Source organism: Virgibacillus sp. MG-45, from assembly GCF_036409425.1.
GTDB lineage: Bacteria > Bacillota > Bacilli > Bacillales > Amphibacillaceae > LDC-1.
The window spans coordinates 12,969-39,846 of sequence record NZ_JAXOFU010000010.1; the positions used below are offsets into that span (position 1 = coordinate 12,969).

Annotated in this window: 28 protein-coding genes and 1 pseudogene; 7 read left to right on the forward strand and 22 right to left on the reverse strand. The window is 37.9% G+C overall.

Translation table 11 applies throughout. The annotated features are described in order from the left end of the window. Positions 1-42 precede the first annotated feature (42 nt). The 4 genes from SPK86_RS11645 to SPK86_RS11660 all read right to left on the reverse strand — a co-directional run bounded on the left by SPK86_RS11645 (position 43) and on the right by SPK86_RS11660 (position 2,320). The gene (locus SPK86_RS11645) at positions 43-864 is read right to left on the reverse strand and encodes a PRD domain-containing protein (RefSeq protein ID WP_284141206.1); all 822 of its coding nucleotides are present in this window, start codon (positions 862-864) and stop codon (positions 43-45) included. 106 nt (positions 865-970) lie between these two features. Then, entirely contained in the window at positions 971-1,462 is a 492-nt protein-coding gene (locus tag SPK86_RS11650) for a PTS sugar transporter subunit IIA (protein WP_330949418.1), read from the reverse strand. A gap of 278 nt (positions 1,463-1,740) precedes the next feature. Further along, positions 1,741-1,989, reverse strand: coding sequence for a DUF3949 domain-containing protein (locus tag SPK86_RS11655; RefSeq protein ID WP_330949419.1), 249 nt, complete (start codon positions 1,987-1,989; stop codon positions 1,741-1,743). Between the two features lie 46 nt (positions 1,990-2,035). Beyond that, positions 2,036-2,320, reverse strand: coding sequence for a GNAT family N-acetyltransferase (locus SPK86_RS11660; RefSeq protein WP_284141203.1), 285 nt, complete (start codon positions 2,318-2,320; stop codon positions 2,036-2,038). A 154-nt stretch (positions 2,321-2,474) separates the two neighbouring features. On the opposite strand from SPK86_RS11660, the gene SPK86_RS11665 reads away from it, so the two are divergent. After that, positions 2,475-3,236: a glucose 1-dehydrogenase gene (locus SPK86_RS11665; protein ID WP_284141202.1), complete on the forward strand. Its 762-nt coding sequence runs from the start codon at positions 2,475-2,477 to the stop codon at positions 3,234-3,236. Between the two features lie 48 nt (positions 3,237-3,284). On the opposite strand, the gene SPK86_RS11670 is transcribed toward SPK86_RS11665, so the two are convergent. Continuing rightward, positions 3,285-3,635, reverse strand: a complete 351-nt coding sequence (locus tag SPK86_RS11670) for a general stress protein (RefSeq protein WP_330949420.1) — start codon at positions 3,633-3,635, stop codon at positions 3,285-3,287. Between the two features lie 177 nt (positions 3,636-3,812). Here SPK86_RS11670 and SPK86_RS11675 point away from each other — a divergent pair, with 177 nt between their 5' ends. After that, positions 3,813-5,030 (forward strand): MFS transporter, encoded by a 1,218-nt coding sequence (locus SPK86_RS11675; RefSeq protein ID WP_330949421.1) that lies wholly within the window; start codon positions 3,813-3,815, stop codon positions 5,028-5,030. A gap of 95 nt (positions 5,031-5,125) precedes the next feature. Here the strand turns inward: SPK86_RS11675 and SPK86_RS11680 are convergent, their stop codons facing one another. Further along, a complete protein-coding gene (locus SPK86_RS11680) occupies positions 5,126-6,604 on the reverse strand; it encodes a SulP family inorganic anion transporter (protein WP_284141199.1) in 1,479 nt (492 codons plus the stop codon). A gap of 331 nt (positions 6,605-6,935) precedes the next feature. Here SPK86_RS11680 and SPK86_RS11685 point away from each other — a divergent pair, with 331 nt between their 5' ends. Next, positions 6,936-7,352 (forward strand): universal stress protein, encoded by a 417-nt coding sequence (locus tag SPK86_RS11685; RefSeq protein ID WP_330949422.1) that lies wholly within the window; start codon positions 6,936-6,938, stop codon positions 7,350-7,352. Positions 7,353-7,651: 299 nt separating this feature from the next. On the opposite strand, the gene SPK86_RS11690 is transcribed toward SPK86_RS11685, so the two are convergent. The 14 genes from SPK86_RS11690 to SPK86_RS11755 all read right to left on the reverse strand — a co-directional run bounded on the left by SPK86_RS11690 (position 7,652) and on the right by SPK86_RS11755 (position 21,475). After that, entirely contained in the window at positions 7,652-8,143 is a 492-nt protein-coding gene (locus SPK86_RS11690; RefSeq protein WP_284141197.1) for an OsmC family protein, read from the reverse strand. A gap of 76 nt (positions 8,144-8,219) precedes the next feature. Beyond that, positions 8,220-8,873, reverse strand: a complete 654-nt coding sequence (locus SPK86_RS11695) for a Crp/Fnr family transcriptional regulator (RefSeq protein WP_330949423.1) — start codon at positions 8,871-8,873, stop codon at positions 8,220-8,222. Positions 8,874-8,939: 66 nt separating this feature from the next. Next, on the reverse strand, positions 8,940-10,172 hold the full coding sequence (locus tag SPK86_RS11700; protein WP_284141195.1) for a peptidase U32 family protein: 1,233 nt from the start codon (positions 10,170-10,172) through the stop codon (positions 8,940-8,942). An 86-nt stretch (positions 10,173-10,258) separates the two neighbouring features. Further along, positions 10,259-11,176, reverse strand: coding sequence for a peptidase U32 family protein (locus SPK86_RS11705; protein ID WP_443089781.1), 918 nt, complete (start codon positions 11,174-11,176; stop codon positions 10,259-10,261). Positions 11,177-11,404: 228 nt separating this feature from the next. Next, complete coding sequence (locus SPK86_RS11710) at positions 11,405-12,226, reverse strand: metallophosphoesterase (RefSeq protein ID WP_330949425.1); 822 nt, start codon at positions 12,224-12,226, stop codon at positions 11,405-11,407. After that, positions 12,223-13,230, reverse strand: a complete 1,008-nt coding sequence (locus SPK86_RS11715) for an ABC transporter ATP-binding protein (protein WP_330949426.1) — start codon at positions 13,228-13,230, stop codon at positions 12,223-12,225. The genes SPK86_RS11710 and SPK86_RS11715 overlap by 4 nt, the downstream gene beginning before the upstream one ends. Further along, the gene (locus SPK86_RS11720; protein WP_284141191.1) at positions 13,227-14,207 is read right to left on the reverse strand and encodes an ABC transporter ATP-binding protein; all 981 of its coding nucleotides are present in this window, start codon (positions 14,205-14,207) and stop codon (positions 13,227-13,229) included. Before SPK86_RS11720 ends, SPK86_RS11715 begins: the two co-directional genes overlap by 4 nt. Positions 14,208-14,218: 11 nt before the next feature. Further along, positions 14,219-15,037 (reverse strand): ABC transporter permease, encoded by an 819-nt coding sequence (locus tag SPK86_RS11725; protein WP_284141190.1) that lies wholly within the window; start codon positions 15,035-15,037, stop codon positions 14,219-14,221. A gap of 6 nt (positions 15,038-15,043) precedes the next feature. Beyond that, positions 15,044-15,988, reverse strand: a complete 945-nt coding sequence (locus SPK86_RS11730; protein WP_284141189.1) for an ABC transporter permease — start codon at positions 15,986-15,988, stop codon at positions 15,044-15,046. A gap of 20 nt (positions 15,989-16,008) precedes the next feature. Continuing rightward, a complete protein-coding gene (locus tag SPK86_RS11735) occupies positions 16,009-17,568 on the reverse strand; it encodes an ABC transporter substrate-binding protein (RefSeq protein WP_330949427.1) in 1,560 nt (519 codons plus the stop codon). Between the two features lie 15 nt (positions 17,569-17,583). Beyond that, complete coding sequence (locus tag SPK86_RS11740) at positions 17,584-18,318, reverse strand: MBL fold metallo-hydrolase (protein WP_330949428.1); 735 nt, start codon at positions 18,316-18,318, stop codon at positions 17,584-17,586. 15 nt (positions 18,319-18,333) lie between these two features. Beyond that, entirely contained in the window at positions 18,334-19,176 is an 843-nt protein-coding gene (locus SPK86_RS11745; protein WP_330949429.1) for a MurR/RpiR family transcriptional regulator, read from the reverse strand. Further along, complete coding sequence (locus SPK86_RS11750) at positions 19,177-19,884, reverse strand: HAD family hydrolase (protein ID WP_284141185.1); 708 nt, start codon at positions 19,882-19,884, stop codon at positions 19,177-19,179. 415 nt (positions 19,885-20,299) lie between these two features. Next, on the reverse strand, positions 20,300-21,475 hold the full coding sequence (locus SPK86_RS11755) for an NAD(P)/FAD-dependent oxidoreductase (RefSeq protein ID WP_284141236.1): 1,176 nt from the start codon (positions 21,473-21,475) through the stop codon (positions 20,300-20,302). A 200-nt stretch (positions 21,476-21,675) separates the two neighbouring features. On the opposite strand from SPK86_RS11755, the gene SPK86_RS11760 reads away from it, so the two are divergent. The 3 genes and pseudogenes from SPK86_RS11760 (at position 21,676) to SPK86_RS11770 (ending at position 23,549) form a co-directional block, all read left to right on the forward strand. Beyond that, positions 21,676-21,945, forward strand: a complete 270-nt coding sequence (locus SPK86_RS11760; RefSeq protein ID WP_284141184.1) for a (2Fe-2S)-binding protein — start codon at positions 21,676-21,678, stop codon at positions 21,943-21,945. After that, positions 21,938-22,243, forward strand: a pseudogene (locus SPK86_RS11765) ((2Fe-2S)-binding protein); the annotation flags it as partial. The gene SPK86_RS11760 and the pseudogene SPK86_RS11765, both read left to right, overlap by 8 nt. A 94-nt stretch (positions 22,244-22,337) precedes the next feature. After that, positions 22,338-23,549, forward strand: a complete 1,212-nt coding sequence (locus SPK86_RS11770) for an NAD(P)/FAD-dependent oxidoreductase (RefSeq protein ID WP_330949480.1) — start codon at positions 22,338-22,340, stop codon at positions 23,547-23,549. An 86-nt stretch (positions 23,550-23,635) separates the two neighbouring features. Here SPK86_RS11770 and SPK86_RS11775 read toward each other — a convergent pair whose 3' ends face one another. Then, entirely contained in the window at positions 23,636-24,901 is a 1,266-nt protein-coding gene (locus SPK86_RS11775) for an MFS transporter (RefSeq protein ID WP_284141183.1), read from the reverse strand. Positions 24,902-24,990: 89 nt separating this feature from the next. After that, the gene (locus SPK86_RS11780) at positions 24,991-25,746 is read right to left on the reverse strand and encodes an SDR family NAD(P)-dependent oxidoreductase (protein WP_284141182.1); all 756 of its coding nucleotides are present in this window, start codon (positions 25,744-25,746) and stop codon (positions 24,991-24,993) included. Positions 25,747-25,943: 197 nt separating this feature from the next. Between SPK86_RS11780 and SPK86_RS11785 the strand changes: the two genes are divergently transcribed. Next, on the forward strand, positions 25,944-26,540 hold the full coding sequence (locus SPK86_RS11785) for a TetR/AcrR family transcriptional regulator (RefSeq protein ID WP_284141181.1): 597 nt from the start codon (positions 25,944-25,946) through the stop codon (positions 26,538-26,540). Positions 26,541-26,878: the final 338 nt, after the last annotated feature.

The following is a 26,878-nucleotide window of genomic DNA, read 5'->3' on the forward strand; positions in this document are numbered from 1 at the left end:
ATGTGTATCCGCTCTCAAAAAAGATATTAATAAAGTCAGTAATCATTGATATTTCCGTAAGCGTTCAATATGAAGTGTAATATAGCCTAATTCTTCCTCAGGTAAATGGATTCCGTGTGTTGCGGACAACTGCTTTGAAACAGCCACGGCACATTCAAAAGACAATTTAAATTTTCGTTTAATCATTTCTAGCATTTCTACATCCATGGAATGTACCTCATAATGATTTGCTCTCATTAAGGCAAAGCGAAGATGTGTCATAAGCCGTTCATAAGCGACATCGTCCTCTTTCAGTCCAATGTTTAAAAAGCGCTTGATCGTCTTAACCATGTCTCGTACAATTGCTGTTTGTCGAACTGTTTCGTGTAAATCACCTCCTTGAATTTTCATTGTGTGTATATGAAGGGCAATATAGGCTGCCTCATCTATCGGCATTTCAACCTGAAGTTTTTCCTTTACATGCTGGATAGCCCATAGCCCAATTTCAAACTCTTTTTTGTACAAAATTTTAATTTCCTGTAACAGCTTATTCTTCAGATGAATACCCTTTTCTTCTCGCTCAATCGCAAAGGATAAATGATCGGTCAGCGCAAGTAAAACATGCTCATTTAATTTTGTATCGAGTTGTTTTTCTGCATAGGAAATAATTTCTTCTGAAAGAATAAGGTGTTCTTCCGGTATTCTTAACAGAAGCTGTTGAAGCTTTTCATTTTCCTTTAATACATATAGTTTTTCTATTTTACTTTGATTGACAATATCATTTCGTTTTTTCTGAAACCCAACCCCTGCGCCGATGGCGATTTTTTCTTGTTCCCCATCTGCTATGACGACTGCATTATTATTTAGGATTTTTATTATTTTCACCGGAAGACACCTCCTTATACATCATTATTGAATAGCATACTATTGTTCTATTACCATTCTATGAAAACGGTTCCGCGGATATCCTTGTATCAACCTGTTTACTTTCTTACTCAGAAACCGTTATGATAACTGTTTTCCCGGCATTAGCTTTCTTTTCATCTGTCAATGTAAACTGTTTTTCACCTTCATTACTGTTCGTGATAACCATTGGCGTGACAATATCCTTTGCATGGTTCTGAATATATTCTAAGTCAAACTCTAATAAAGGCTGTCCAACTGTTACCTTTTCTCCAGTTTCGACCTTTAGTTCAAATCCTTCTCCCTTTAAAGCAACTGTTTCTAAGCCTACGTGGATTAGAACCTCTGCTCCATCGTCTGACAACAATCCAATTGCATGCTTTGATTCTGGAATTTGAATAACCTTTCCATTCACAGGAGAAACTACTTGCCCATTGGTTGGAATAATTGCCATTCCTTCTCCCATCATTTTTTGACTAAACACTGGATCTGGCACTTCCTCCAATGGAATGACGTTACCAGTTAAAGGTGCATATAATTTTTGTTCTTTTGCTGGTTTTTTAAATAAATTTTTAAACATCGTAATTACTCCTTTCCTATCTTCGATGACTTTTCTTATTAGAGAAATCCGCATACATAGTTTCCCATGAAAATAAAGAATTATTTTTCCACCCACATCGGATGGCACTAAAAAAGGCATGGGGCACCTAGAGGAATGAACTCCCTCTAATTGTACCACCATGCCTGATCGAGTCAGTAACATGTGATGCATAATTTTATTTTCAAATTCATCATACCATTTACCTAAAAAAAAATCAAACTGAAAGCGTAATCATTGTGTGACCGCTATGACCCTGCTTATTCTTTTCCATGGCGAAGCTTATAAATAAGCATCGCGACAAAGACAGCGGGCATGTTAAAAATATTCCCTTGTAAATTATACTGCAACTGTTGCTGTTCAAATGGTAAGGTTTCATGTAACTCGTTATGGGTTTTCTTTGATTTCACAGAGGCTGCTTTCGTTTCCGTAATAGTATCGTATTGTAGTTTCGTTAAAACAAGATAGTAAATGATGATAGGCGTGCCTAGAATGAAATAAATCTCCATGCCTCCACCTCCTTGCTTACAATACGAAGAAATGACCTGTAAGGTTTCATTTAAAACCGTCTGCTAACAAGGATTGGTATTTTTTATTTGATTGCATGTATGCAGCAGCATAAGAGCATTGTGGAATTATCTTTTTGTTGTTTGCTTCTGCATGAGCTAATAGCTTCTCCATCAACAAGGCAGCAATTCCTTGACCACGTAATTCCTTTGAGACATACGTATGATCAATAATCCATATCGATTGCCCCTTCTCAACATACGTGATTTCAGCCTTAGCATGTTGTTCACTATCTCCTAAATAAAACGTATTGTTTCCCTCTTTTATTTCCATCTTATCCCTCCATTTGTTTTTACTATTTCTTTATAATATCTTCATTATAACGTGACCTATGACAATTTGTTTAACGTAAGGTGTATTACATGTATCAAGTAGAGCAAAGGTGTATGATAACAATGTAAGTGAATTATTATTAGGAGGTATTAGCATGGGTAGATTAGACAATCAAGTAGCAATCATCACTGGCGGAGGATCAGGTCTAGGTAAAGCGATTGCAGAGCTTTATGCAAGCGAAGGTGCAAACGTTGTTATTGCAGACATGAATTTAGAAGCAGCCGAGGATACGGTTAATGGTATTAAGCAAAATGGCGGACAAGCTCTAGCCATCAAAACAAATGTCACAGAAGAAAATGATATTGAGCAAATGGTTTCAAAAACAGTAGACACGTTTGGAACAATTGACATTCTCGTTAACAATGCTGGGATTGTTGATAATATGTATGCAGCTGCAAATGTACCAGATGATGTATGGGAACGCGTATTTAATATAAACGTAACTGGTACAATGCGAACGATGAGAAAAGTCTTACCTCTCTTTATGGAGAAAAAATCCGGAACGATTGTGAATATGTCTTCTGTTTCAGGTGTTGCTGGAGGCCGTGGTGGCCTTACGTACACTGCTACAAAGCATGCCATTGTCGGAATGACAAGAAACGTTGCCGCACATTATAAGCATTTAAATATTCGCTGTAACGCAATTGGACCTAGCCAAGTGCCGACAAATTTAACCAATTCAATAAAGCAGCCAGATCCATATGGCATGGAACAAGCTCTTGCTGGTGTAAAAATGATGCACCGTCCAGGTACTACAGAAGAAATTGCTAATATTGCTTTATTCTTAGGTTCAAATGAATCTTCTTATGTAAACGGTGTTATTGTGACAGCCGACGGTGGCTGGTCTGCATATTAATAATAGGAGAGCTGCCTGTGAATAGGCAGCTCTTGTTTAACCTTTTCATTACAGTAAGATTCTTTGTAATTCAGGATGATTTTCCACCATTAATAAAACTTTCCCCTCATCCATATCTTCTTCATATTTCTCCGCTTCAACCTGTGAGAATCCCATTTCTTTCATTTTCGTGCGTAATTCATCACCCTGCTTGCGAAATAGATTTCCTACCATATCCTTCAAATCCATTTCTTCCATTCCAATTGTATTCGCTCCTGCATTCGAAGCAATACGATCTGTACGATCATCATCATGTGCTAAAATGTAAATATCTTCTTTACGTACGCCGTTTTCTTTTAGTTTGTTCACATCATTCGCTAATTGTTCATCATTTAAATATTCTTTTACAAATGGTTTCATGTATATACCTCCTAGTTAGTTGCTTAGTGTGTATATTCCCACCTCATTAAGGAATAAACATAGATTGTTTTCAGCCAAGTAGTGTAAAGTTGCTGCAACAAGAATAGGAAAGCGACTTCCAACTTTTATTAGGGTAAAATTAGAGTGATATTTTTATAATGATTAGGAGCGTGAAGGATGAGGGTGAATTGGTCTGTTTGGAAGCATCCATTTATTTTGTTAAATTCAGTTGGTATCGCTGGAATCGGGGACTTTATTTATTTAATAGCGATTAATCTACTCGTATTTGACATGACTGGCTCAGCTACAGCAGTAGCTGGTTTATGGATAATTGGTCCGTTCGTTAACGTCGTTACGAAATTTTGGACCGGAAGCTTTATCGATTATCGTAGCAAGCGGAAGATTATGATGATAACTTATATCGCAAGAGGGGTATTCATTTTTTGCATTCCATTCTCTTCAAACATTATGATGGTCTATTTCGTTTTAATTTGTATTAGTATAGCAAAAGCTTTTTTTGTTCCTTCATCCATGACATATACAACACAGCTTGTACCAAAGAAGCTTCGAAAAAGGTATAATTCCATTCACGCATTAACATCTTCTGGTGCCTTTATTATTGGACCTGCGGTTGCAGGGACATTAATTCTTATGACTAGTATTAAAGATACGCTCTTTATCAATGCAGGAGCTTTCATTCTTGCTGCTTTGTTACTTTTGTTTCTTCCAGATAAAGAAGCCTTCACTACAAAAGCACCTGCAATCTCTTTACATCAAATAAAGCAAGACTGGACAACTGCTGTTCAATTTTTAACAGCGTTTAAATATGTAGCGATTGTTTATGGTGCATATTTGACGACAACTATTTTCTCTTTTGCAATGGATACACAAGAGGTTGTATTTACCCAGCAAGTCGTTGGGTTATCCCAGCTTGATTACAGTCTATTAATCAGCATTACAGGTATTGGATCTATTATCGGCGCTTTTTTACTAGCAATCTTTACACAAAAACTATCGCTACAGCTTTTAATCGCAATTGGTATTTTCATGCAAACGGTAGGTTATTTATTTTATGCTTTCTCTTGGTCTTTTTTCTCGATTGCATTTGGCTTTACAGTGCTCGGATTTTTCAATGCTTTTCTCAATGCAGGGATGATGACGTTTTATCAAAATAATGTACCTACTGAATTAATGGGAAGAGTAACAAGTATTTTACAGCTATTACAAAGCAGTTTCCAAATAATCTTTGTTTTAATGGTAGGTGTAACAGCAGAGGTCATTCCTTTACGTATCACGATTATTTTACTCGCTTTTGGTATGCTCATTTTAGCAATGGTGCTTATCTGGAGTGTTAGTTTACCAAGCAAAAAAAGATATTTTGAGGAAGCTACTTAATCGTAGAATCTGTATCCATATATAATGAAACGTTCATTAGTCAAACGATAAAGCCAGGCAGCTCATCAATAATTTGATGAACTACCTGGCTCTTTTTAGTTATTCACAGCCTTTTGAATGGTTTCTGGCTTATGATAAATAGCCAGTTTATCCAATAGCTGATTACTTTCCTCATTTAATCCAATAAGTTGCACAGAAATTCCATTTTGGGAAAATTTATAAAGCACTCTGTCTATTGCATCAACAGCTGAATCATCCCAAATATGTGCTTGGCTTAAATCAAGCTTTACTTCCTTGATATTTGCTTTATAATCAAAGCTCGCTATAAGATCTGTAACAGAGGCAAAAAACAATTGCCCTGTAACACGGTAAACTACTTTCGACGCTTCAGCGGATGTAATCGTAGTTACCTTTACCTTTGATATTTTCGCAGCAAAAAACAGTGCGCTCAGGATAATTCCAACGAATACTCCCTTAGACAGGTCATGCGTAATCAAAACCGTACCAACGGTTGCAACCATGACGACTGTATCGGTTATCGGTGTTTTATGGAGCGTTTTTAATGAGCCCCAATCAAAGGTACCTACCGAAACCATAATCATAACGCCTACAAGTGCAGCCATCGGAATTTGAACTAAAAAGTCATGTAGCAGTAAAATTAATATCATTAAAAAAGAACCCGCTACGAAAGCAGAGAGTCTTCCTCTTCCACCTGACTTCACATTGATAACAGATTGTCCAATCATCGCACAGCCTGCCATCCCGCCAAAAAAACCGGATACGATATTCGCGATCCCTTGTCCTCTTGCTTCTTTATTTTTATCACTAGACGTATCTGTCATATCGTCCACGATAGATGCAGTTAAAAATGACTCTACAAGACCAACAATCGCAATTGATAAAGAGTAAGGGAAAATAATTTTCAATGTTTCTAAATTAAATGGAATATCCGGAATAAGGAACATCGGTAACGTTTGTGAAAGCTGTCCCATATCTCCTACGGTACGAACATTACTATCGCTTACTATCGCGATAATGGTTAATACAATAATTGCGATCAGTGGAGATGGTATTGCTTTTGTGACACGCGGTATAAGATAAATAATTGCTAAAGCAAAAACAACCATCACATACATTACCCAAGTTTCCCCAACAAAATGCGGAAGTTGCGAAGTAAATATTAAAATGGCAAGTGCATTCACAAAACCAACCATCACCGATTTAGGAACAAACTTCATTAAGCGACCAAGCTTTACTATTCCCATTCCAATTTGGATAATCCCAGTTAAAATTGTTGCTGCTAACAAATATTGTAGTCCATAATCAGCAACTAAGGTAACCATGACTAAAGCAGTCGCTCCAGTTGCAGCAGATATCATCCCTGGGCGCCCACCAACAAAGGAAATAACAACTGCAATACAAACCGAAGCATATAATCCAACCATTGGATCTACTCCTGCGATAATAGAAAAGGCAATTGCCTCAGGTACTAATGCAATTGCTACTACAATTCCCGCTAGAATATCGCCCCTTATATTGCCGAACCATGCTTGTTTTATTGTTTCATTAATCACGTTTCATCCTCTTTCTATTTAATTTTTCTTACCTATGCACGAATAGTAGTCCATAACGGCAGTGCAAAAGGAAATATTCCTCGTTTGAACAGTTCACAGTCCAAACCTAAAATAGATTCCTATTTTAGGAGTAAACGATTAACTTGCCGATTACTACTGAAAGATAAGTCCGAAGACAACAAACTGTATTATAAAGGCTTTATCACTTGTTTGGCAAACTTCTATGTAAACGTAGTCATTGCTCTTTTTCTCTCTTATCCTTCTATTTTCGCTCTTATTATACTTCATGCTATACTAAAAAATAGAATTGGGTATATAGGAGGAGTTATCGATGTATGAAAACATTTTGCTAGCTACGGACGGCTCTGAGCATTCTATCCGTGCCGCAGAACATGCTTTTAATCTAGCTACTCTTTATTCAAACACAAAAGTAACCATAATCTATGTCATTAGTGATGCAAGCGCAAAAGAAGATGTCATTCACAACTGGGGAAAAGATATGAAGCAAATTCGCAAGGAAAAGCTGTTGCTAATTGAACAAAAAGCAAGACATGCGCGCATTGAATATGAAATTGTATTTCTGCATGGAGAACCAGGGCCGACAATTGTCCAATATGCGAATGAGAAGGTTTTTAATCTCGTAGTAGTGGGAAGTCGCGGTTTAAATACATTACAGGAAATGGTACTCGGAAGTGTTAGTCATAAGGTCGCAAAACACGTTCACTGTCCTGTGCTTATCATTAAGTAGATTCCAATTTTACAGAAGCTTTACACTGGGGTCATCGTTCATTCATAAAGTTTTAGTATGCTAGAAATAAACAAAGATAATCTCTCTCCTTGGAGGTGCCGAATGCGATTTCTTATGAAAGTAATGGTTTGTTTGATCGGCATACTGTTTATTAGCTAGATTGATGTTTCACTTGTTTCATATACAAGGTCGGATACAAATTGAATGCTTCCGACCTTCTTTATGTTTTGAAGTATTATGCAAAAAGAGAAAACGCCTTTTCAAAAGAAAAGACGTTTGTTAGTTACACTAAAGTGAATCTATGCAATAACTAGTTTTAATTCAGCTTTTAGACTCGCTAGAACTGGCGATTTTTCAAGTGCTACCTTTGCAATCTCCGTAATTTGCTGCTTAGATGCATCTGACTCAACCGTTAACGTTAACATTGGATTAAGAATACCACCATCGCCTTCCTCCAAGCCTAAAAATACAGCAGCATTTAAGTCTGCATCCACTTCAACAGAAACATGTTCAAGTGCAATACCTGCCTGTGATGCAAGCACTTCAAATGTTATCGCAAAACAGCTTCCTGCTGTTCCGATAAGCATTTCAATCGGATTCGCCCCTTTATCAGTACCACCTAAAGGAGTAGGTTCATCCATCAATATAGGATCAAAATCACGAATCTTTAAGCTGTTAACGATGCCTGATTCTCTTTTCACGTGTGCCTTCCAGCTTTTTATTTTTAGTGAGGGATCTGCTTTGATCGCCTTTACGGTTTGTTCCATTGCTTCGAAATTAATTCCATTCATTATAAATCCTCCATTCATTAATAAACATTACAATAGTAAGCATACCAACGATGAAGGTTTCCGTATGTAAGCAAGCTTACATCGAACTAGAAATCCATATCCGATTATTTTCAATTTTTACCGTTCCATTTTGTGTTAGTTTATTAAGCAAGAAGGTCACTGTTTCTCGAGTAGAAGCAATCATTCCTGCAATATCGCGATGGGTTAAATATGCAGGGAGTGGATACCATTCATCCGTTTCCATTGATGTATCTGCAAGCTTTATTAGCATTTTAATCAAGCGCTCTTCTACTTTATCGTAAGCAACCTGTTCTAATATCGAAATGACGTCCTGCATCTGAATCGCAAAATGGGTAAGTAATGTAAAGGATAATTCTGGCGTTTGTTGAACAACCTCTCGTATCTCCTGCTTCGTTATTTTTACGACCTCAACATCTGTTAATGCAATCGAATAGGCACCACTCGTTTTTTCGGTAAATGCACTTGGTAAATCAATAAAGTCTCCTGCTGATAGAATACCTAATACACATTCCTTTCCATCTTCATGCAAGTGAAAAATACGTACATCTCCAGCTAATATCATATAGATTGCATCATCTAACTTGCCTGGGTAGCATAATTGCTCCCCTTTTTTAAATTGTTGCTTTGTTCGTTCTCTCCATTCTCTAAGCTTCGAATCTTCGATAAAACGAAGCAGACTTGCTGGCTGAAAAAACTGATTTGCTTCCATTCCGCACATCACCACCACATTATTCTAGCAATCCACTTATTAGAGCCGCGCTTCGTTTTCCTCTTTTCACTTTCGTTTTCGAATCATATCCAATGGTGCTACAGGATGATCTACTTTAACCTTAAGAACCATCATTGGATGTGGAGCAACATTGATCGGATTTCCTGCCTCATCCCACATTTCTTTTACATGCTGATACACATGCTTGAATTGTGGCCCATAAAATTCAATTTCATCTCCGACTCCAAAAGAGTTTCGCTGTTGAATGGTGGCAATTTGGGTATCCGCATCATATGCTAACACTTGTCCAGCAAACGTATAGACTGGTATTTTCCGTCGTTTCCCAAACAATTGCTGCTCTTCTTCTGGTGTACCATAATAAAATCCTGTTGCTAATTCACGCTGGGCAACCTTCCACAGTTCATCTTCCCATTCTGGATTAAATTGATAGTTTTCTGGATCATTACAATAAGCATCAATCGCCTGGCGATACACATTAGACACGGTTGACACATAGTGAATGGACTTCATTCGTCCTTCGATTTTTAGACTATCCACTCCCGCTTCTACAAGATCAGGAATATGACGAATCATGGACATATCTACTGCACTCATCGAAAAAGCTTCCTCTGGATCTCCAGCTAGCAACGATGTTTTTCCCATTGGCTCATCCATTTCAAATAAGTCATATTTCCAACGGCAGGATTGTGAACAGCCGCCTCGGTTTGCATCTCGCATCGACATATGATTCGAAAGCACACAACGTCCAGAATATGAAATACACATGGCACCATGAATGAACACTTCTATTTCTACATCTGTATTTTGACGAATTTCATTGATCTCATTCATTCCAACCTCACGAGCCAACACAACACGCTCTAATCCTTCCTGCTTCCAGAAATTTAATGTTTCATAGTTTGTAGCAGAAGCCTGTGTTGATAAGTGAATTGGCAAGCCTGGCGCTTCTGTTGCACATATCTCAATTAATGCAGGGTCAGATACTATAACAGCATGAATGCCGATATCGCGAAGTGTCTGGAAGAAATCTCCCGCACCTTTTGCATCTTCCTCATGTGTCACCATATTTGCAGCTACGTATACTTTTGCTCCATGTGCATTGGCAAAGGCAACCCCTTCTCTCATTTCATCATAGGTGAAATTACCTGCACGACTTCGAAGGCCATATGCATTTCCACCAATATATACTGCGTCTGCACCATAATGTATCGCTGTTTTCAATTTTTCTAACGTTCCAGCTGGTGCTAGCACCTCTGGTTTTTTAAGCTTTGTTTGCATTTTTATTCCCTCCAACTCAAGTAAAGCATCAACATCATTTCCCCATTAAAAATAAATACACTTTCTGTATGTTTCTTATCATTTATTTATTTTATATCAGCAGGATCCTTTAAAAAGAAGCCGGTCCCTAACCCTCTTCCTTTCGGATGCAGTGCATGTAATTGTTTTGCACGTTCCTCAAGTGCTTCCACAGACCATGTATTATTCATTATCGCGTCTCTTTCGTTGACGAATAACCGCACGATATCTACAAATGTATCCCCTTGCACAAACAATCCATCCAGCTTCCATTTTCGAATGCCTACATCCTTTAGTTTTTGCAAATGCAGGATTAAATTAATATCATCCGTGGCGAAAATATGCGTTCCATTCATGTCCTCATAAATAGAGTAATGCGTATCTTCATTCTTTGCTTCTGATATAAATAACCCTTTCTCTTTTGCTGTATCATTTGCTTGCTCTACAAAATGCATGTAATTCGATACAAGTGGCCTTTTCGACTGATGGATACAGGTTGAACCATATACTTGTACTTCTACAGGAACCGTTGCTTGCTCACTTATCGTCTTTAACTCTTCATACGTAAGTTCTCTTGCAAGTACTGCGCCTACCGCACCACGTTTTGCCCAAAAATTCACCTGGTTTGCACTTGTTACCATTGTTTGGGCATCATATACGAATGGAAGCTCTATTTTATTTGTTTGCAAAAGATGGATAACACCTGGATCTCCAACCGAAATCCAATCAACACCTATCTCCTCTAACGTACGTAAATAAGGGAGCACCTGTTTTATACGCTCATTATGCATCAATGCATTTACCGCAACACCTACTTGTTTTCCTTCATGATGTGCTATTTGTGTAAGGGTTTTGATCTCATCCCCGGTAAAAGATGCGGGTAGTCTTAAGCCGAACTTGTCTTCGCCAATATAAATCGTATCTGCACCAACTTGGAGCAGTTTTTCTCCTTGCTCTACAGATTCCGCAGTAGCAATTATTTCAATCATTCTCATACACCTCTTTACTATTCCTATCCTCAAAAATCGTATCATAAAAAAAGCCTATAAAGTTTGTGCTTTTTGTGACAATCATTACTATGCGAAATGGAACTATTTCAAATTTTAAAAAGAGTATATTGGATTTGTTTAAAGGAGCCAACTATCTTTTTGAGAGGCGCACAAAGGGGAAATGCAGGATAAGGAAGAAATTCCCTATCCTTATCCAAACACCAATTATTCAATATTAAATGTATAAAAAGCTTCGTTTATTTCTTTGCGGATACTTACACTTTCCCATTCAGCATAATTTCCGAGACAAGCACAAATCATTTTCGTGTGGTTACTCGTATCAGTTTTTCTAAAATGAACATGTCCCATAATACTATACTGTATATTATAGTCTTCAAAAAGTCTGTGATAAGAATCACTGCCTAAAAATGCATTAAAATAATCCCATACTTCATGCGGCTTTGGGACAATGAAATTTGGATGTGTAACCATATGTGTCATCATAATTATGTTCTTGTTTTTATATGCTTCTAGATCCTGTTTTAGTTTTTCATAGAAGAATTCATGTACTGCTTTATTATCTAAGTTCCAATTTGTATAAACAGAATCCTTCCACGTTCTACCGTTATATTTCATTTGATTAAATTGTTCGTTGTTAAATTTTCTGCTACCAAATGAGTGGTCATACCAACCAGAATTCCCTACTACAACCCATTCCTCATTAAGCACATATGGATTTTCAGCAATACAACCATCCCATTGTTTCAATGATTCATAAACCTTCCAAGTGTCTGTAACATGATTATCCTTTGACCAATAGTCATGGTTACCAGGAACAAACAACACTTTGACCTCGGTACTTTCTTCTAATGATGTTAGAAAGTGAAGTGTTAAACGATAATCGTTTGACACATCTCCCGGTATTAGCAATATATCTATTTTCGATTCCTTAATTTTCTCAACTAAAACAGTAAGTATATTTTCACTTGAGGATTCAAGTACACGATTTTTATCAATATGCAAATCAGAGATAACGCCAATTTTCATCGTATCGCCTCCTCTATTGTATCTTTGCTATTCCCTTCAATTGTCTTGTATAGGTGACAACGAACAACATGCGTTTGATTCAAATGCACGTCGGACGGTTTAAAAGATGAACAGGTTTCCATTGCTTTTGCACAACGAGGATGGAAAGGACAGCCAGCTGGCGGCGTACCTGAGTTAGGAACTTCTCCTCCTAAAACAATTTGAGTCTTATTTTCATCTACTGTTGGGTTTGCAGAAAATAATGCTTGTGCGTAAGGATGCTTTAAGTTAGAGCCAATTAGATCAGTACGACCTTGCTCTACAATTTCACCTAAATACATGACCGCAATCCGATCACAAAAATATTGTATGACATTCAAGTCATGGGAAATAAATAAATAAGTTAATTTATATTTATTTTGCAGCTGTTTTAGTAAATTTAAAATTTGAGCTTGGACAGAAACATCTAGAGCTGAAACACCTTCATCAATAACGATAAATTCTGGATTTAATATGATTGCAGTTGCAATGGCCACCCTTTGTCGTTGCCCTCCGCTCAATTCATGCGGATAGCGATGTAAATACGATGCATCCAAACCAACGTCTTCCAACACTTCTACAACTTTTTCCCGCCGCTCGACCTTTGTCCCTATACGATGAATCACTAGCGGTTCACTTACAATCCATTCGATTTTCTTTTTAGGGTTCAGTGAAGCATACGGATCTTGGAAAACTATTTGCACTTTCTTACGCCATGCTTTCATTTGTTTATTAGTAAATGTTGTCACATCACTTCCTTTATAGAAAACCGTTCCAGACGTTTGTGATATAAGCTGAGCAATAATTTGGCCTGTTGTTGATTTCCCACTTCCACTTTCTCCAACCAATCCAAGGGTTTCTCCTTCAAATAATCGTAGAGAAACACTATTTACAGCTTTTACATACGATGGTTTCCCTAAAAAACTGGAACGATTCGATTTATAATGTTTTTGCACTTTATCCAGTTCTAGTAACGGAGTGCTCATATATTTATCGCCTCCTGAGCATAAAGATGACATTTCACTTGATGATTCCCATGTTTCTTACCTTCGGGATATGTTGTTTGACATATATCCATGCGTAACGAGCAACGGTCAACAAATGGACAGCCTCCTCTTCGTTCTCGTAAAGCTGGAACTCTACCTGGAATTGTATGCAATGGCTCTCCTCGTTTTTTATAATCTGGGATAGATTGTATTAGCCCCTGTGTATATGGGTGTTTAGGATGCTGCAAAATCTCCTCGATTGGTCCTTCTTCCACGATGTGACCAGCGTACATAACAATGACTCGGTCACAAACTTTACGAATGACTCCCCAATCATGTGATATAAAAACTAATGATGTATTTCGGGTTTGCTTAAGCTTACGAAAAAGCTCTAAAATTTGTAATTGGATTGTAACGTCAAGTGCAGTAGTAGGTTCATCAGCAATGACCAAATCTGCTTCACCAATCAATGCGATTGCTATAACAACACGCTGCCTCATTCCTCCAGAAAGCTGATGAGGATAGGCACGATACAATTCCTCTGCTCTTGGCAAGCCGACCTCTTTCATCAGTGCAATGGTCATTTCTTTTATTTCTTTATTGCAAAAGCCGGTATGCTTTTTTAACACCTCAGAAATTTGCCTACCTATTGTTAAAAGTGGATTCAGGGACGTCATTGGCTCTTGGAATATCATAGATATTGCGCTACCTCTTATTGACTGCCACTCTTCATTAGTAAGTGAAACAAGATCAGTACCTCGATATTGAATACTACCTTTTTTAATCATTGCATTTGTTGGAAGCATACCTAAAATAGCGTGAGAGGTTAAACTTTTCCCGCAGCCTGATTCACCTACAATACCGACAATTTCCTTTGGATAGACTGAAAAGGAAATATTCTTCAAAGCAGCATAATCTCCATCTTGGAAAGTAAACGATACATCTAAATTTTGTACTGATAAAAGCGGTTGTGACATTGCTTATCCTCCTAGGATTTTTTATCTTGCAAATCACGGATTCCATCACTAAGTAGATTGAACCCAAGTACCATGAAAGTAATAAACAGTCCCGTGAGAATTACATACCAAGGTGCTGTACTCATAAACGGCTGTGCTTCTTTAAGCATCCGCCCCCAACTAGGATCTGGAGGCTGTACCCCTAAGCCTAGATAGCTTAATCCTGCTTCTGCTAGAACAGAACCTGAAAAGCTTAACGTTACTGCGACTAAAATGGGCGATGTGACATTTGGTAATATATGTTGAAATATTATGCGAAAGGAACCAGCTCCTTTTGCAATACTCGCTTTTACAAAATCAAATTGTTTTACTTGAATAAATCCACTGCGCACAATTCTTGCAAATGATGGGATGCTCATTATCCCAAGAGCAATAATTGTATTTCGTATTCCGGTCTCAAAAACAGAAATAAGCATAATCGCAAATAAGATACCTGGCAATGCCATCATTGCATCAATTATCCGCATACTAAGCTCATCAATCCATCCTCCGAAATAGCCTGCACATGCACCGATCAAAAATCCAAAAAACAGACCGATAGAAACTGCCGAAAATCCAATTAAAAATGCGGTTTGTGATCCCTGCATCACGCGACTAAAGATATCTCTTCCAAAATTATCAGTTCCGAATAAATGTGTGAACGAAGGTTGTGCTAATCGATCACTTGGATCCATTGCATTCGGACTATATGGTGTATAAAACAAGCTAACGAGCATCATTATTGTCAATACAGTTACAAAACTAACCCCGATTATTAACGGAATGCTTTTAAAGATATTATGTTTTTTCATATTTCGTCACCCCTTTAATCTAACTCGCGGGTCAATTAGCTTATAGAGCAAATCAACAATAAAATTGACTAAAATTACGAGAATCGCAATGTACAGAACCATGGATTGAACTAACGGAAAATCGCGAGATGTGATGGATTGAATTAATAGATTTCCTAATCCTGGTAATGCAAATACGTTTTCAATAATGATGCTTCCACCTAACGTATCGGCAACAATTAATCCCATTATTGTTAGGACTGGCATAAGCGCATTGCGTAATATATGTCCATACATAATTGTTTTTTCTCTTAATCCTTTACAACGTGCTGTGCGGACATAATCCATTTTTGCTTGATCCAAAATCGTATTTCGCAAATAACGGATAACTACAGCAATATTCGAAATAGCTAAAGCCAAGGAAGGTAAGAAGTAAGAACGTAGCGCTCCAATAAAGCTTTCAGACCAAGGCACATATCCAAAAGTCGGAAATAGCTGAAATGTAACCCCGAACACTAAAATTAATACAAAGGCAAACCAAAAAGAAGGAACAGCTATCCCTAACTGTGTAAACATAGAAAGAAAAACTGATATCCATCTACCATCTGTGCGAGCAATATAAATCCCTAAAGGAATACCAATACATATTGTTAACAGAATTGAATATATCGCTATAGAAAACGTAACAGGAATTCTGTCCTTTAACACATCTAAAACAGGTTGCTGATATTTTAAAGAATCTCCTAGATCTCCCATTAAAAATCCGGACAACCAGCTCGTATATCTTTCTCCAATAGATTTATCTAAACCGAGTTCTTTTTCCAGCTGTGCAATTTGTTGTGTATCGGCATCCATGCCCAGAATAATCTGGGCAGGATTACCAGGTAACACTTGAAACACAGTGAAGATTATTAATGAAACAAGTAAGATAGTCATCAGAAAAGTAGATAGTTTATACAACGCATATTTCATATTAAAAACTCCTTACTTTTCTATTTTGTAACTGTTACATCCTCTAAATTAAACTTTTGAATCGGAAATAGCTTTAGTCCATTTACTCCATTGCGCATGGCAGTAGTACGATCAGGATCCATAATAAATAATGCCGCTGCCTCATCCGTTAGAATAGTTTGTGCTTTTTTATAAAGAGCCGCTTTTTTCGTTTCATCGGTTTCACGAACAGCTTCTTTAATCAGTTCATCATACCGCTCGTCTTGAAACTTCATAAAGTTTTTTCCGTAGTCACTAACATATCTTACGAGCACTTCATAAGGATCCAATTTCCCTGTAAATCCAATTATTGTTGTTTCGTATTGCGCATTATTATATACATTTTCCAACCAGGAACTGAATTCAATTTGCTTTATTTCTGTTTGAATGTTAATTTGACTTAATTGATCCGCAATGACTTGCGCTGTATCAACGTGGAATTGATAATCAGACGGAACAGTTAACTCCATCGTAAATCCAGATGCCAATCCCGCTTCATCTAATAATTCCTTTGCTTTTTCAATATTTTGCTCGTATCGATCTTCTAAGCCTGGTTCATAATAAAATTGCATTGCTGGACTCATGTTCGTACCTAACTTTGTACCCATTCCATCTGCAACCGTATCAATAATTACGTCTTTATTAATTGCTAGATTTATAGCCTGACGTACTCTAACATCATCAAATGGCTTTACACTATTGTTCATTGCCATAAGCTGTACCATGTTTTGCGGACCGGATATTGAGTGCACCGTATCTCCTAATTGATCCAACCCTTGTTTACTAATTCCTGGTAGAATATCGATCTCACCAGCCTGCATTGCTAAAATGGAAGACTCTGGATCTGGCATAATTTCAAATTGGACTTCATCTATTTTGGGAGTGTTTTCCTTATCATAGTAGTTTTCATTTTTACTTAAACGGAGCTCCTGCCCAACCTTGTATTCCTCAAACTTAAATGGTCCTGCGCCAATAGGCTTTGAGCTCTGTTCTTCATAATCTTTCGGAACAATTGCTACAATATTACGAGCAAGAAAAGCCGAGTCTACTTCCTTCAATGTTACAACTACCTCAAGCGGAGACTTCGCTTCCACTTTTTCTACTATTTCGAACCTTGAGGAAAGTGGTTCTCCTCCATTTAAGCCACCAAGCTTTGCATAAGAATAAACAACATCGTCAGCAGTTAATTCAGAACCATCATGAAACATGACACCTTCTTTTAAATAAAATGTATATGTTCGTCCATCATCCGAAATAGCATACTTTTCTGCAATAGCCGGAACTAATTTCCCATTCTCATCGGTATCCAATAACCCATCAAATACGTTATCCATCATAGAGCCTGTATCTGTAGCTGCAGATAAGTATGGATCCAGATTATCAATTTCTGTACTCATTGCTATACGTACAACTCCACCTTCATTACTGCTCTTTTCTTGATTCTGTTCAGAATGGTTTGTTTTTCCTTGTGTATCTTTAGAAGCTGTTGGAGAAGAGCATCCTACAATAAACAATAATACAAACAACATAATGAATAGGCGCTTTATCGTGATCATTTTCATATTTAAAACCTCCAATTATAATAGAATGGACAAGCCAGTATGTGCTTTTGAAATCTTTTTTTGAAAATAAGGACGTACCTCGTTTATTAATTGTGAAATATCGCCAAAGTGTGGCAAGTGTGTTAACACGAGCTCTCCAACATTCGCTTTTGAGGCTATTTCACCAACCTCAGTAGTAGACAAATGTCCTTTTACATACCCTTTCTGCCTTTGATAAAAGCTACACTCAATCAACAACAAATCCGCGTCCTGTGAAAATCTAATTAAATTTGGTGTATACCCTGAATCACCGCTATACACTAGCGATGTTCCTTTAGCATTCGTAGCCTTTATTGCACAAGTCGGAATTTCATGAAGCATTTCTGCAAAGGTCACTTCTAATTTTCCAACTTTAATCACACTCGTTAGGTTAATTGAATGAGCTCGAATAGCTGTTGGATATTCCAAGGGAAGATGATTTAAATCCTCCGTGTAAATATAAACATCTAGTGCGGAGTTTCGATTTCCAAGCTGTTGTTGTATAAGCATCGCATATTCTAAGCAATAAAGATCCGCTATGTGATCTGCATGTATATGACTAATAAAAACCGCATCTATTTCGTTAATACTGATGTAATTTGTTAATTGAGATAATGCACCACTCCCACAATCAAATAAGATTTTTGTCTCATCTTGTTCAATCAAATAACATGCAGTTGCTTCATTTTCCTTTGGATACGCTCCCCAATAACCAATAACAGTGAGCTTCACGTAATCCCCTCACTTTTATTCCAAGCTATTTTCTTCAAAGAGTTCAAAGTAATTTTCCATATTTTTAATATTTTTTTTAATACGTTCTCCACCAACATATGAAATTTCTTTTAAAATTGCATGGCATACTGATAACGCGGCAGTATAGGAATCTAAAAAGCTTTTTGACTTATTTTTCGCTAGAATACAATAATCAGCTAGAGTATATACAGGAGATAAGGGAGAATCAGTTATTGCAATGACACATACTCCCTGTTCCTTTGCAGCTTTCACTACTTGAATTGTTTTTTTACAGTATCGAGGAAAAGCACATATGAAAAGTACTTCTCCATGACGTAAATAAGCGGTATTTTCAGCAATCTCTCCTTGTGGAATAAGCATGGTGTTTCCTAGCATATACTGTAATGCAAAACGCATATATGATGTAACAGATAGTCCCATTCTCCAACCAGCTATCCATATTTTGTTTGCATCCAAAAAAGCATGCGCAATCATAGTTACTGTTTTCTTTTCGAGCTGCTCATTTGTACGAAGGATATTCTCCGCTTCTTGTATAAAATGCTGCTCTAGCCATGATTCCTGTTTCACCGTTGTTGTTGAAGCTAGCTTGTGTACAACCCGTTGATCTTTTTTCATAAAGTGATGTATAGCTTGCTTCATTTCCAAGAAGCTCCGAAATTCAAGTGCTTGTGCTAGACGATGTACCGTAGCTTCACTAACATTGGAATTAACACCAATTTTATGTGCTGATAGAACCGTGATCTCTTCCATATTTTCTAAAATATAATGTGCTGCTTTTTGTTGGGTTCTGCTTAATGACTCATACTTTTGCTTGATTATTTCATTAATAGAATTCATCTATAGCCCTCTTACAGGAACGGAAGCTATTAATTGTTGAAGATTTCCAACTCCTCGGATGACTTTCACGCCAGTATGGAGCAACTCTTCAATCCCTGTAATTCCATGGGCATTTATTAAGACACAATCCATTCCAACTCGATTACTACCAATAACATCATCATAATAATTATCACCTACGTATAAACACTCTGATGCGGAAACACGTGCTTGCTGCAATGCATGTGTGAAAATTTTCTCATCAGGCTTTTCAATCTGAAGATCAGAGGATATGATGATTTGTTCCATAAATGGTTCAATGCCTGTCTTCTGCAATATAGTTCTCGCAGTTTGATCCCAATTAGAAATCAATCCTAAGCGATAACCGGAAGCTGTTAACGCCTGTAATGCTGGAATTGTCTCAGAATATATTTGCCACTCCATTTTCTCGTTTACCTCATGGGGAGGAAATGGGGGTAGTGATATACCGATAAAGTTATGAAGCTTTGAATAATATACATCATAAAAGTCTGTCCCTTTATTACTAAGAAAACCTGGGTGTTCTCGCATAAAATACTTATCTGTCAAATGAAATGCCACTGCTAAATCTTCAACTGATCTATCAATCCCTTCCTCCTTTAAGAGCTGGTGATAAATTTCTTCACGATTTAGATGAACAAGAGTATAACCAAGATCAAACCAGATGAATTTTTTTGCTATCGTCTCCACTCTCCCTTTGACGTGTTTCCGACACTTCTAATCATGCCGAATTATTTCCTACACATATTATTATAGAGAGCGATTGTTCTAGTAGTATTAACCTTTCGTAAAGAGTTCGTTAATTCCCTACTTTAAATCTTTGGCAAGCTTCATTTAAAAATATAGTCGGACATGCAATTGATAAAGCATACGTATAACCATCACAAAAGAGCAAAGCGATGTCACTTTCTTTCGTTGTAATGTTGCTCTTATGCCCGTGATAAAAGCAACCACCTGTAGTGCAAGGTAAACGTCGATGCCATCTGCAGGGATGGGAAAAATCAGGATTATCTTATTCATTAAAAAAAGTCAGACAGTCCATCGAAAGATGAACAATCTGACTTTCTTCATTTACTTGAGTTTTGTCCTAGCTCCGCAATGCAGTCTAAGAAACAGGTGTTTTTGTGAATCGATCAAATCGCAGCGGATTTACTGGGATAATCGTTTCTTTTTCACATAGCAACGCTTCAATTAATTTACCCGTTACTGTTGCAAGACTGATTCCGTCTCCTTCATGCCCAGCAGCAATGTAAAACCCAGGCATCTCTTCCACTGCGGATACGATTGGCAAATGATCGGCTGTCCATGGTCGGAAACCAGTGTAAGTACGGATCATATTAAAATCTTCCATTTTCGGAAAGAAACGCATCGCCCTTCTTGCCATCGTTTCGACAACCTGCATATCTACACTACTATCATAGCCGACAAACTGACGACTGCTTCCAAGTAAGAAGTTTTGACTTTCTGTTGGTTCAAGGACTAATGCAACACCATGCTCCATTGTACGTGCATCGGCAACTCGCTCACGCTCGAACTTGTTCATCAAATAGCCAAATTCCATGACGTTTCGCATCATAATCGGCTTTTGCCTTGCTCCGACAATTATATGTCCTTTTCGAGGCTTAATGGGAATATCGATACCGAGCATTTCCCCGATAAAAGGTGCCCACACTCCTGCCGCATTTACAACTTTTTTCGCTCGAAAAGTCCCTTTCTCTGTATCTATTTTAAAATCGTCTTGCTTCGTAATACCTTTTACTTCAGCATGTGTATGTAATTTAAGCCCATATGCTTTTGCTTTATCAATGAGTGAATAACAAAATAAATAGGGATTTATTAACGAATCCGTCTCACACTCTAACCCACCAGGTAAATCATCTGCAAAGTAGGGCGATTCCTGTTTGATATCTGCTTGATCAAGTACTTTAAAGCGTAAACCAGCTTCATTTTGAATCTTTACCCACTCCACAGCTGCTTCCATCTCTGCATCATTTTCACATACAAGGATGCTTCCTAATGCTCGATATTCAAATGGAAGATCAAGATCGTCTCCTAGTTCCGTGGTGAGCTCCTGACTTACAAGGGACATTTGACTATCAAATCCAGGGTCCTTATCTACAATCGTTATATTGCCATCACATTTAGAGGAAGTGCCACTTGCGATATCATTCTTTTCAATAAGCATGCAATCTATTCCTGCCTTTGCCACGTAATAGGCAATTGCACAGCCTACAATTCCCCCACCAATAATGGCTACTTCTGCTTGGTTCGCCTTTTCCATCATTATCCCCCTCGTATATTTTATCCACTACCAACTACGTAACATATTCGGATCATTTATTTTTCTAAAAACACTTGTTAAAAAATTTATTCAATTCTATCATATATGTTAGAATAGCTTTGAATCACATGTCAATCTTTTTTAATGCATTTTTGAAATCGCTTACATGAATATGATTGGGAACAGGGGGACATCAAAAAATGGAAGATATCATTATCTGTAGATGTGAGGAAGTAACCTTACAGCATATAACAGAGACAGCAACAAAATATAAGTGCTCTGCTCGTGAAGTAAAATTGCGTACAAGAGCAGGAATGGGATTTTGTGGAGGACGCACATGCAGACCAGCTATTGATACAGCACTAGCTACTATAACAGGTGAAACTCCTGGTCATGATATTCCCTTAAAAGTCTCGCCTCCGATTAGACCTGTATCTTTGGCGGTACTAGGAGGGAAGTCGAATGAATAGCAATCGCATTATCGATCACCCAGTTTTAGGGAGCTTCGAAGACCGTCCTATTATTCGTTTTACATTTGATGGTAAAGAATATGAAGGCTTTCAAGGAGAAACCATTGCTGCTGCATTACTTGCCAATGGTGTACGCACTTTGCGTGTTCACGAGGAGAGTGGAAGCCCTCGTGGTATTTATTGTAATATTGGACATTGTTTTGAATGTCGGGTTACCGTTAATAACCAGTCGAACACCCGCGCTTGTATGACAGAAATCAAAGAACATATGCGAATTGAAAGTGGTAAGCTACAGCCCGCTCCTTTAAAATCTGAAGCTGGTTCAGCGCATTTACCGCGGACCTATGCAGCTTTCGCAGAAAAACACCCTACAAGAAAAGACGGTGATTTGGATGTATGATGTCGTCATTATTGGAGCAGGTCCTGCTGGATTATCTGCTGCAATTGCCTGCCGCGAATGGGATTTACACGTGCTTGTCATCGATGAATTCCCGAAGCCTGGAGGTAGATTGCTAGGACAGCTTCATCAAGAGCCAAATGGTGAATGGTGGAATGGCATTCACGAGACAGAGCTTTTATTACATAAAGCAAAAGAATTAAACACCGTGATTCAATGTGGAGTTTCCGCTCATCATATCGAGAAGCTAGCGGACGGGTTTTCCATTCGTACGAACGAAGGGAGTTTTTCTGCAAGAAAGCTATTAATTGCAACAGGAGCAGCAGAAACCGCTGCACCAATTCCTGGCTGGACATTGCCAGGTGTTATGTCGATTGGAGCAGCACAAGTAATGACGAACGTGCATCGTGTACGTGTTGGAAAGAAGGGCATTATCGTTGGTGTGAATGTGTTATCTGCTGCAATTGCACGAGAGCTGCAATTAGCGGGAATAGAACTACATAGCATGGCTTTACCAGCTAAAAACACTATAAACGCGGAACATGGCCACCCTAAAAAAGTAATGGAAGGGCTTGTTCGAGTTGCTCATCTTGCTCCTTCCTTCTTTATTCGCTTTGGAAGTAAGTTTGCGAAATCGAGCTGGATACGAAATCTTGCGGTTGCTTTTTATCCTAAAAGCGGGGTGAAAATGTGGGGTATGCCGATTCATATAAGAAAAGCAGTGCTTCAGATTAATGGTACGGATAAGGTAGAGTCGGTTACAATTTGTAATATCACCGCTGAGGGAGAGCCGATTAGCGGAACGGAGCAGGAAATTAAAGTAGATTTCGTATGTATTGCGGGAGGTTTATATCCGCTCACAGAGCTTGCAGCGGTGATTAACTGTCCATTCCAGTATGTAGAAGAGCTTGGTGGTCATGTGCCTATCCATAACGAACAAATGGAAACAGCCATTAGCGGACTTTATGTTGCTGGAAATATTACTGGCATTGAAAGTGCGAAGGTTGCAAGAGCACAAGGACATCTAGCAGGGCTTTCTATCGTACATGCGAGCATTCAGGTCGACAAGATAAAGTATAAGATAGATGAAGCCATTGCAGAGGTTAAAGCAGTTCGTGAAGCAGCATCCATTCAATTTCATCCAAGCATCCAAGCAGGTCGGGAGAAAATCGAGCAGGCTTTCAACAAGCAGAAGCAAGCGACATAGGAATGTCAAAACGAATTAGTAAAAAAAGAAAGAGCTTTAGGGCAGTGCAACCTAAAGCTCTTTCTCTTTAAAGCATTATGAAAAAATTACTTCCACATTCCGTTGTCTACTAATGTCTTCTTCCCTTTAAACGCAAGGATAACAAGTACAATATTAATAATTAGCATAACAACAATCGTATATAATACAGACGTATAGCTTCCTGTTATATCATATACGAAACCATAGCCAGGTAAAGCAACAATTCCCGCTACTGCTAATCCAATTCCAACAGAAGCATAAATAACACTATATTCTTTGTTTCCAAAAATTGCTGTTGTTAAAAGTGGTCCTAATGTACCGATCGAAGCTGTAACAAATCCAAAGATCCCAATCGCTACAGTAAATACAGTTGCATTTCCAGGTACAAATAACAATAAATTAACGGATACAATACCAGTCAACATAGAAAAAATTGCTGTGTTTCTCGCACCGATTTTGTCAGTTAGAAAACCGAATGCCAATGCACCAACTAACATTCCAACCATAAATGCACCCATTACATTACCCGCAAATTCTACATCATATCCAATTCCCATTGCATATGGGGCAATGTGCTGTGCAAAGCTGCCGATCGCAGTCATAAAGAAAAAGAATAATAAAATTGCATAAAATGCCATCGATTTTTTCGCATCCGCCATTGTCACACCGCGTTCTGCAGAATCCTGGGATTGGTCATCTGTTCCTGTCATTTCTTCCATGCCATATGGTAACAGACCTTTTTCCGCTGGTGTTTTCCGAATCATTAACAACACAACTGGGATAATAATTACAATTGCAGCTACCCCAAGAATAATGTATGCGTTTCTCCAGCCTTGTTCTGCAATTAATCTTCCAACTAATGGTTGAATAACCGCTCCAAATAGTCCTACCGCTGCCATCATAACACCCATTGCTAAACCGTTATGCTTTTTAAACCAACGATTAATTAGCACTGGACCTGCCATTGTTGTTACAAAGATTGCTCCGATTGCCATTGGAACTGAAAAGATATACCAGCCCCACACAGAATTCATTAATCCGAACATTGCAAATGAACCTGCTTGCAAAATGATTGCAAAAATTAATAATCCTTTTATATTAAAGTTCGCCATCATTTTCCCAGCTATAGGTAAAAATATCATCGTTACAATAGAAGAAATACTAAGATATAGTGTTAAACTACCAATCCCTATTCCTAAATCCTCTGAAACCGGAGTTAAAAATAACCCACCGGCATTATTTATTCCACCTCTTGCCAGTCCAATCATAATGGATAATCCTAATAATACCCACCAAGCAAAGTGAATACTTTTCTTTTTATTATTACTCACCGTAATTCCCCTTTTCAGTATTCTATTTTTACAAAATAGTATTCACAAACTAGCAATATACTAGCTTGTGAATCTATTTCTTTAACCCCTTAACGCAATTTGATTGATCCACCGTCAACCATAAATGTTTGACCTGTAATATAATCTGAATCCTCACTCGCTAAAAATACGGCAACACGACCAATATCACTTTCTAGTTCACCTAGTCTTCTTAGTGGAATATTGGATAGCATTCCTTGATAGTATTCTGGATTGGCTTCTGCCCATTGCAGCATACCTTCCGACTTAGCAATTGGAGAAATAATATTAACATTAATTCCAAACGGTCCAAACTCATTCGCTGCAACACGTGTAATCCCACGAATTGCTTCTTTAGCAGCTGCATATGAGCCCTGATTTTTATCTCCTTTTAATCCAGCTCCTGAAGCAAAATTAATAATCTTACCTTTTGTTTCTTTTAAATATGGTAATGCAGCTTGCATCAAATAAAATGTCGGATAAAATCCTGTATTAAAGGATAAATCCAATTCCTGCTGGGTCGTATCTTCAATCGATGCCATTTTAGATGCGTGTGCGTTGTTTACTAATATATCAACTTGTCCAAATGCATCTACAACTTGTTTTACAATGTCAGCTAATTTATCATGCTCTGCTAAATTGGCTTGGATAAAAATAGAGTCAGACTGATGCTCTTTTAAAACTTCTAACGTTGCATTTCCTGCTTGCTCATTTAAATCAACAATTGCAACCTTTGCTCCTTCTTTTACAAAAGCAGTTGCAATTCCTTTTCCAATTCCTCCTGCACCACCTGTAATAATGGCTACTTTCCCTTGAAGTCTACTCAACTCCCCCACCCCTTCTCATTCGAATTTTATTCATACCAATGTAATCATATTCAATATTGACTAACAAGTCAATCAAAACATATTCCTTTTATTTGTGGTAATATATGTAAGATGAGACTTATTCACTTTTGCATGAAGTCTTTTTTTAGAACATGTATAATAGCAATATATATATACAAGGGGTGGGGAACTATATCATGGCAAAAAGTGAAGAACAATTTAAAATGATTCGTGATCAACGCTATGAAGAAATTAGTAATGCAGCATTGAAAATTTTTGCCCGAAAAGGCTATGCTGGGACAAAAATTAGCGATATAACGTCTTCTATTAATTTAAGTCATGGATTACTGTACCATTACTTTAAATCGAAAGAAGATATTTATATGTCTTTAATTCGCAATGTACTTGATTTGTTTATCGAAGCAGTCGATCAAGCGGAAAACATGGAAGGTACTGCACTAGATAAGCTAAATTGGCTAACAGAGCTTACCTTTTCTGGTGCTGCAGACACCGCATTAGATCGACATCTACTCATTATTGAAGCACTACATGCCGATTACCTTTCTTCTGAAATGAAACAAACGATTTCCAAGCATTACTCGGAGTCATTACAGGGAATTGCTAGGATTATAACAGCTGGACAACAGGATGGAACGTTTCGTTCAGGAGATGCCATGGAGCTAGCGTCTATTTATTTATCGCTTTCACAGGGACTCGTCCTTTGGAATGCAAAACAGCTCTATCCTATTAATGTTTCCACAGAAATGGTAATGGATCCTATTTTAAACAAGTGAAAAGCGATGGATTAGTTAGAGGAGAAGAAACGAACAAGAACATTTATCTCAAAATCCATTTATTGGCATCGCAGTTTATAAGCGGGTTCGCTTTTCCCGGTCACAGTCTCCACTCGGAAAAGAAGGAAGGCTTTTCCGAGTAGGTTTTTCGACATACAGGACGTACTAGTGCAGATGTTGCCACAGGGCGTAGCGGTTTTCGTCTGCGTTCCTCTGTTGCTATTTCCGTGGAACAAGGAATGCTTCGGCAGCAACACATCGCACGGACAAAGAGCGATCTTCTTTTTCAAGGAGGATCCCCTATTTCAACTGCTCGTTTATCTTATAATCAAATCCCA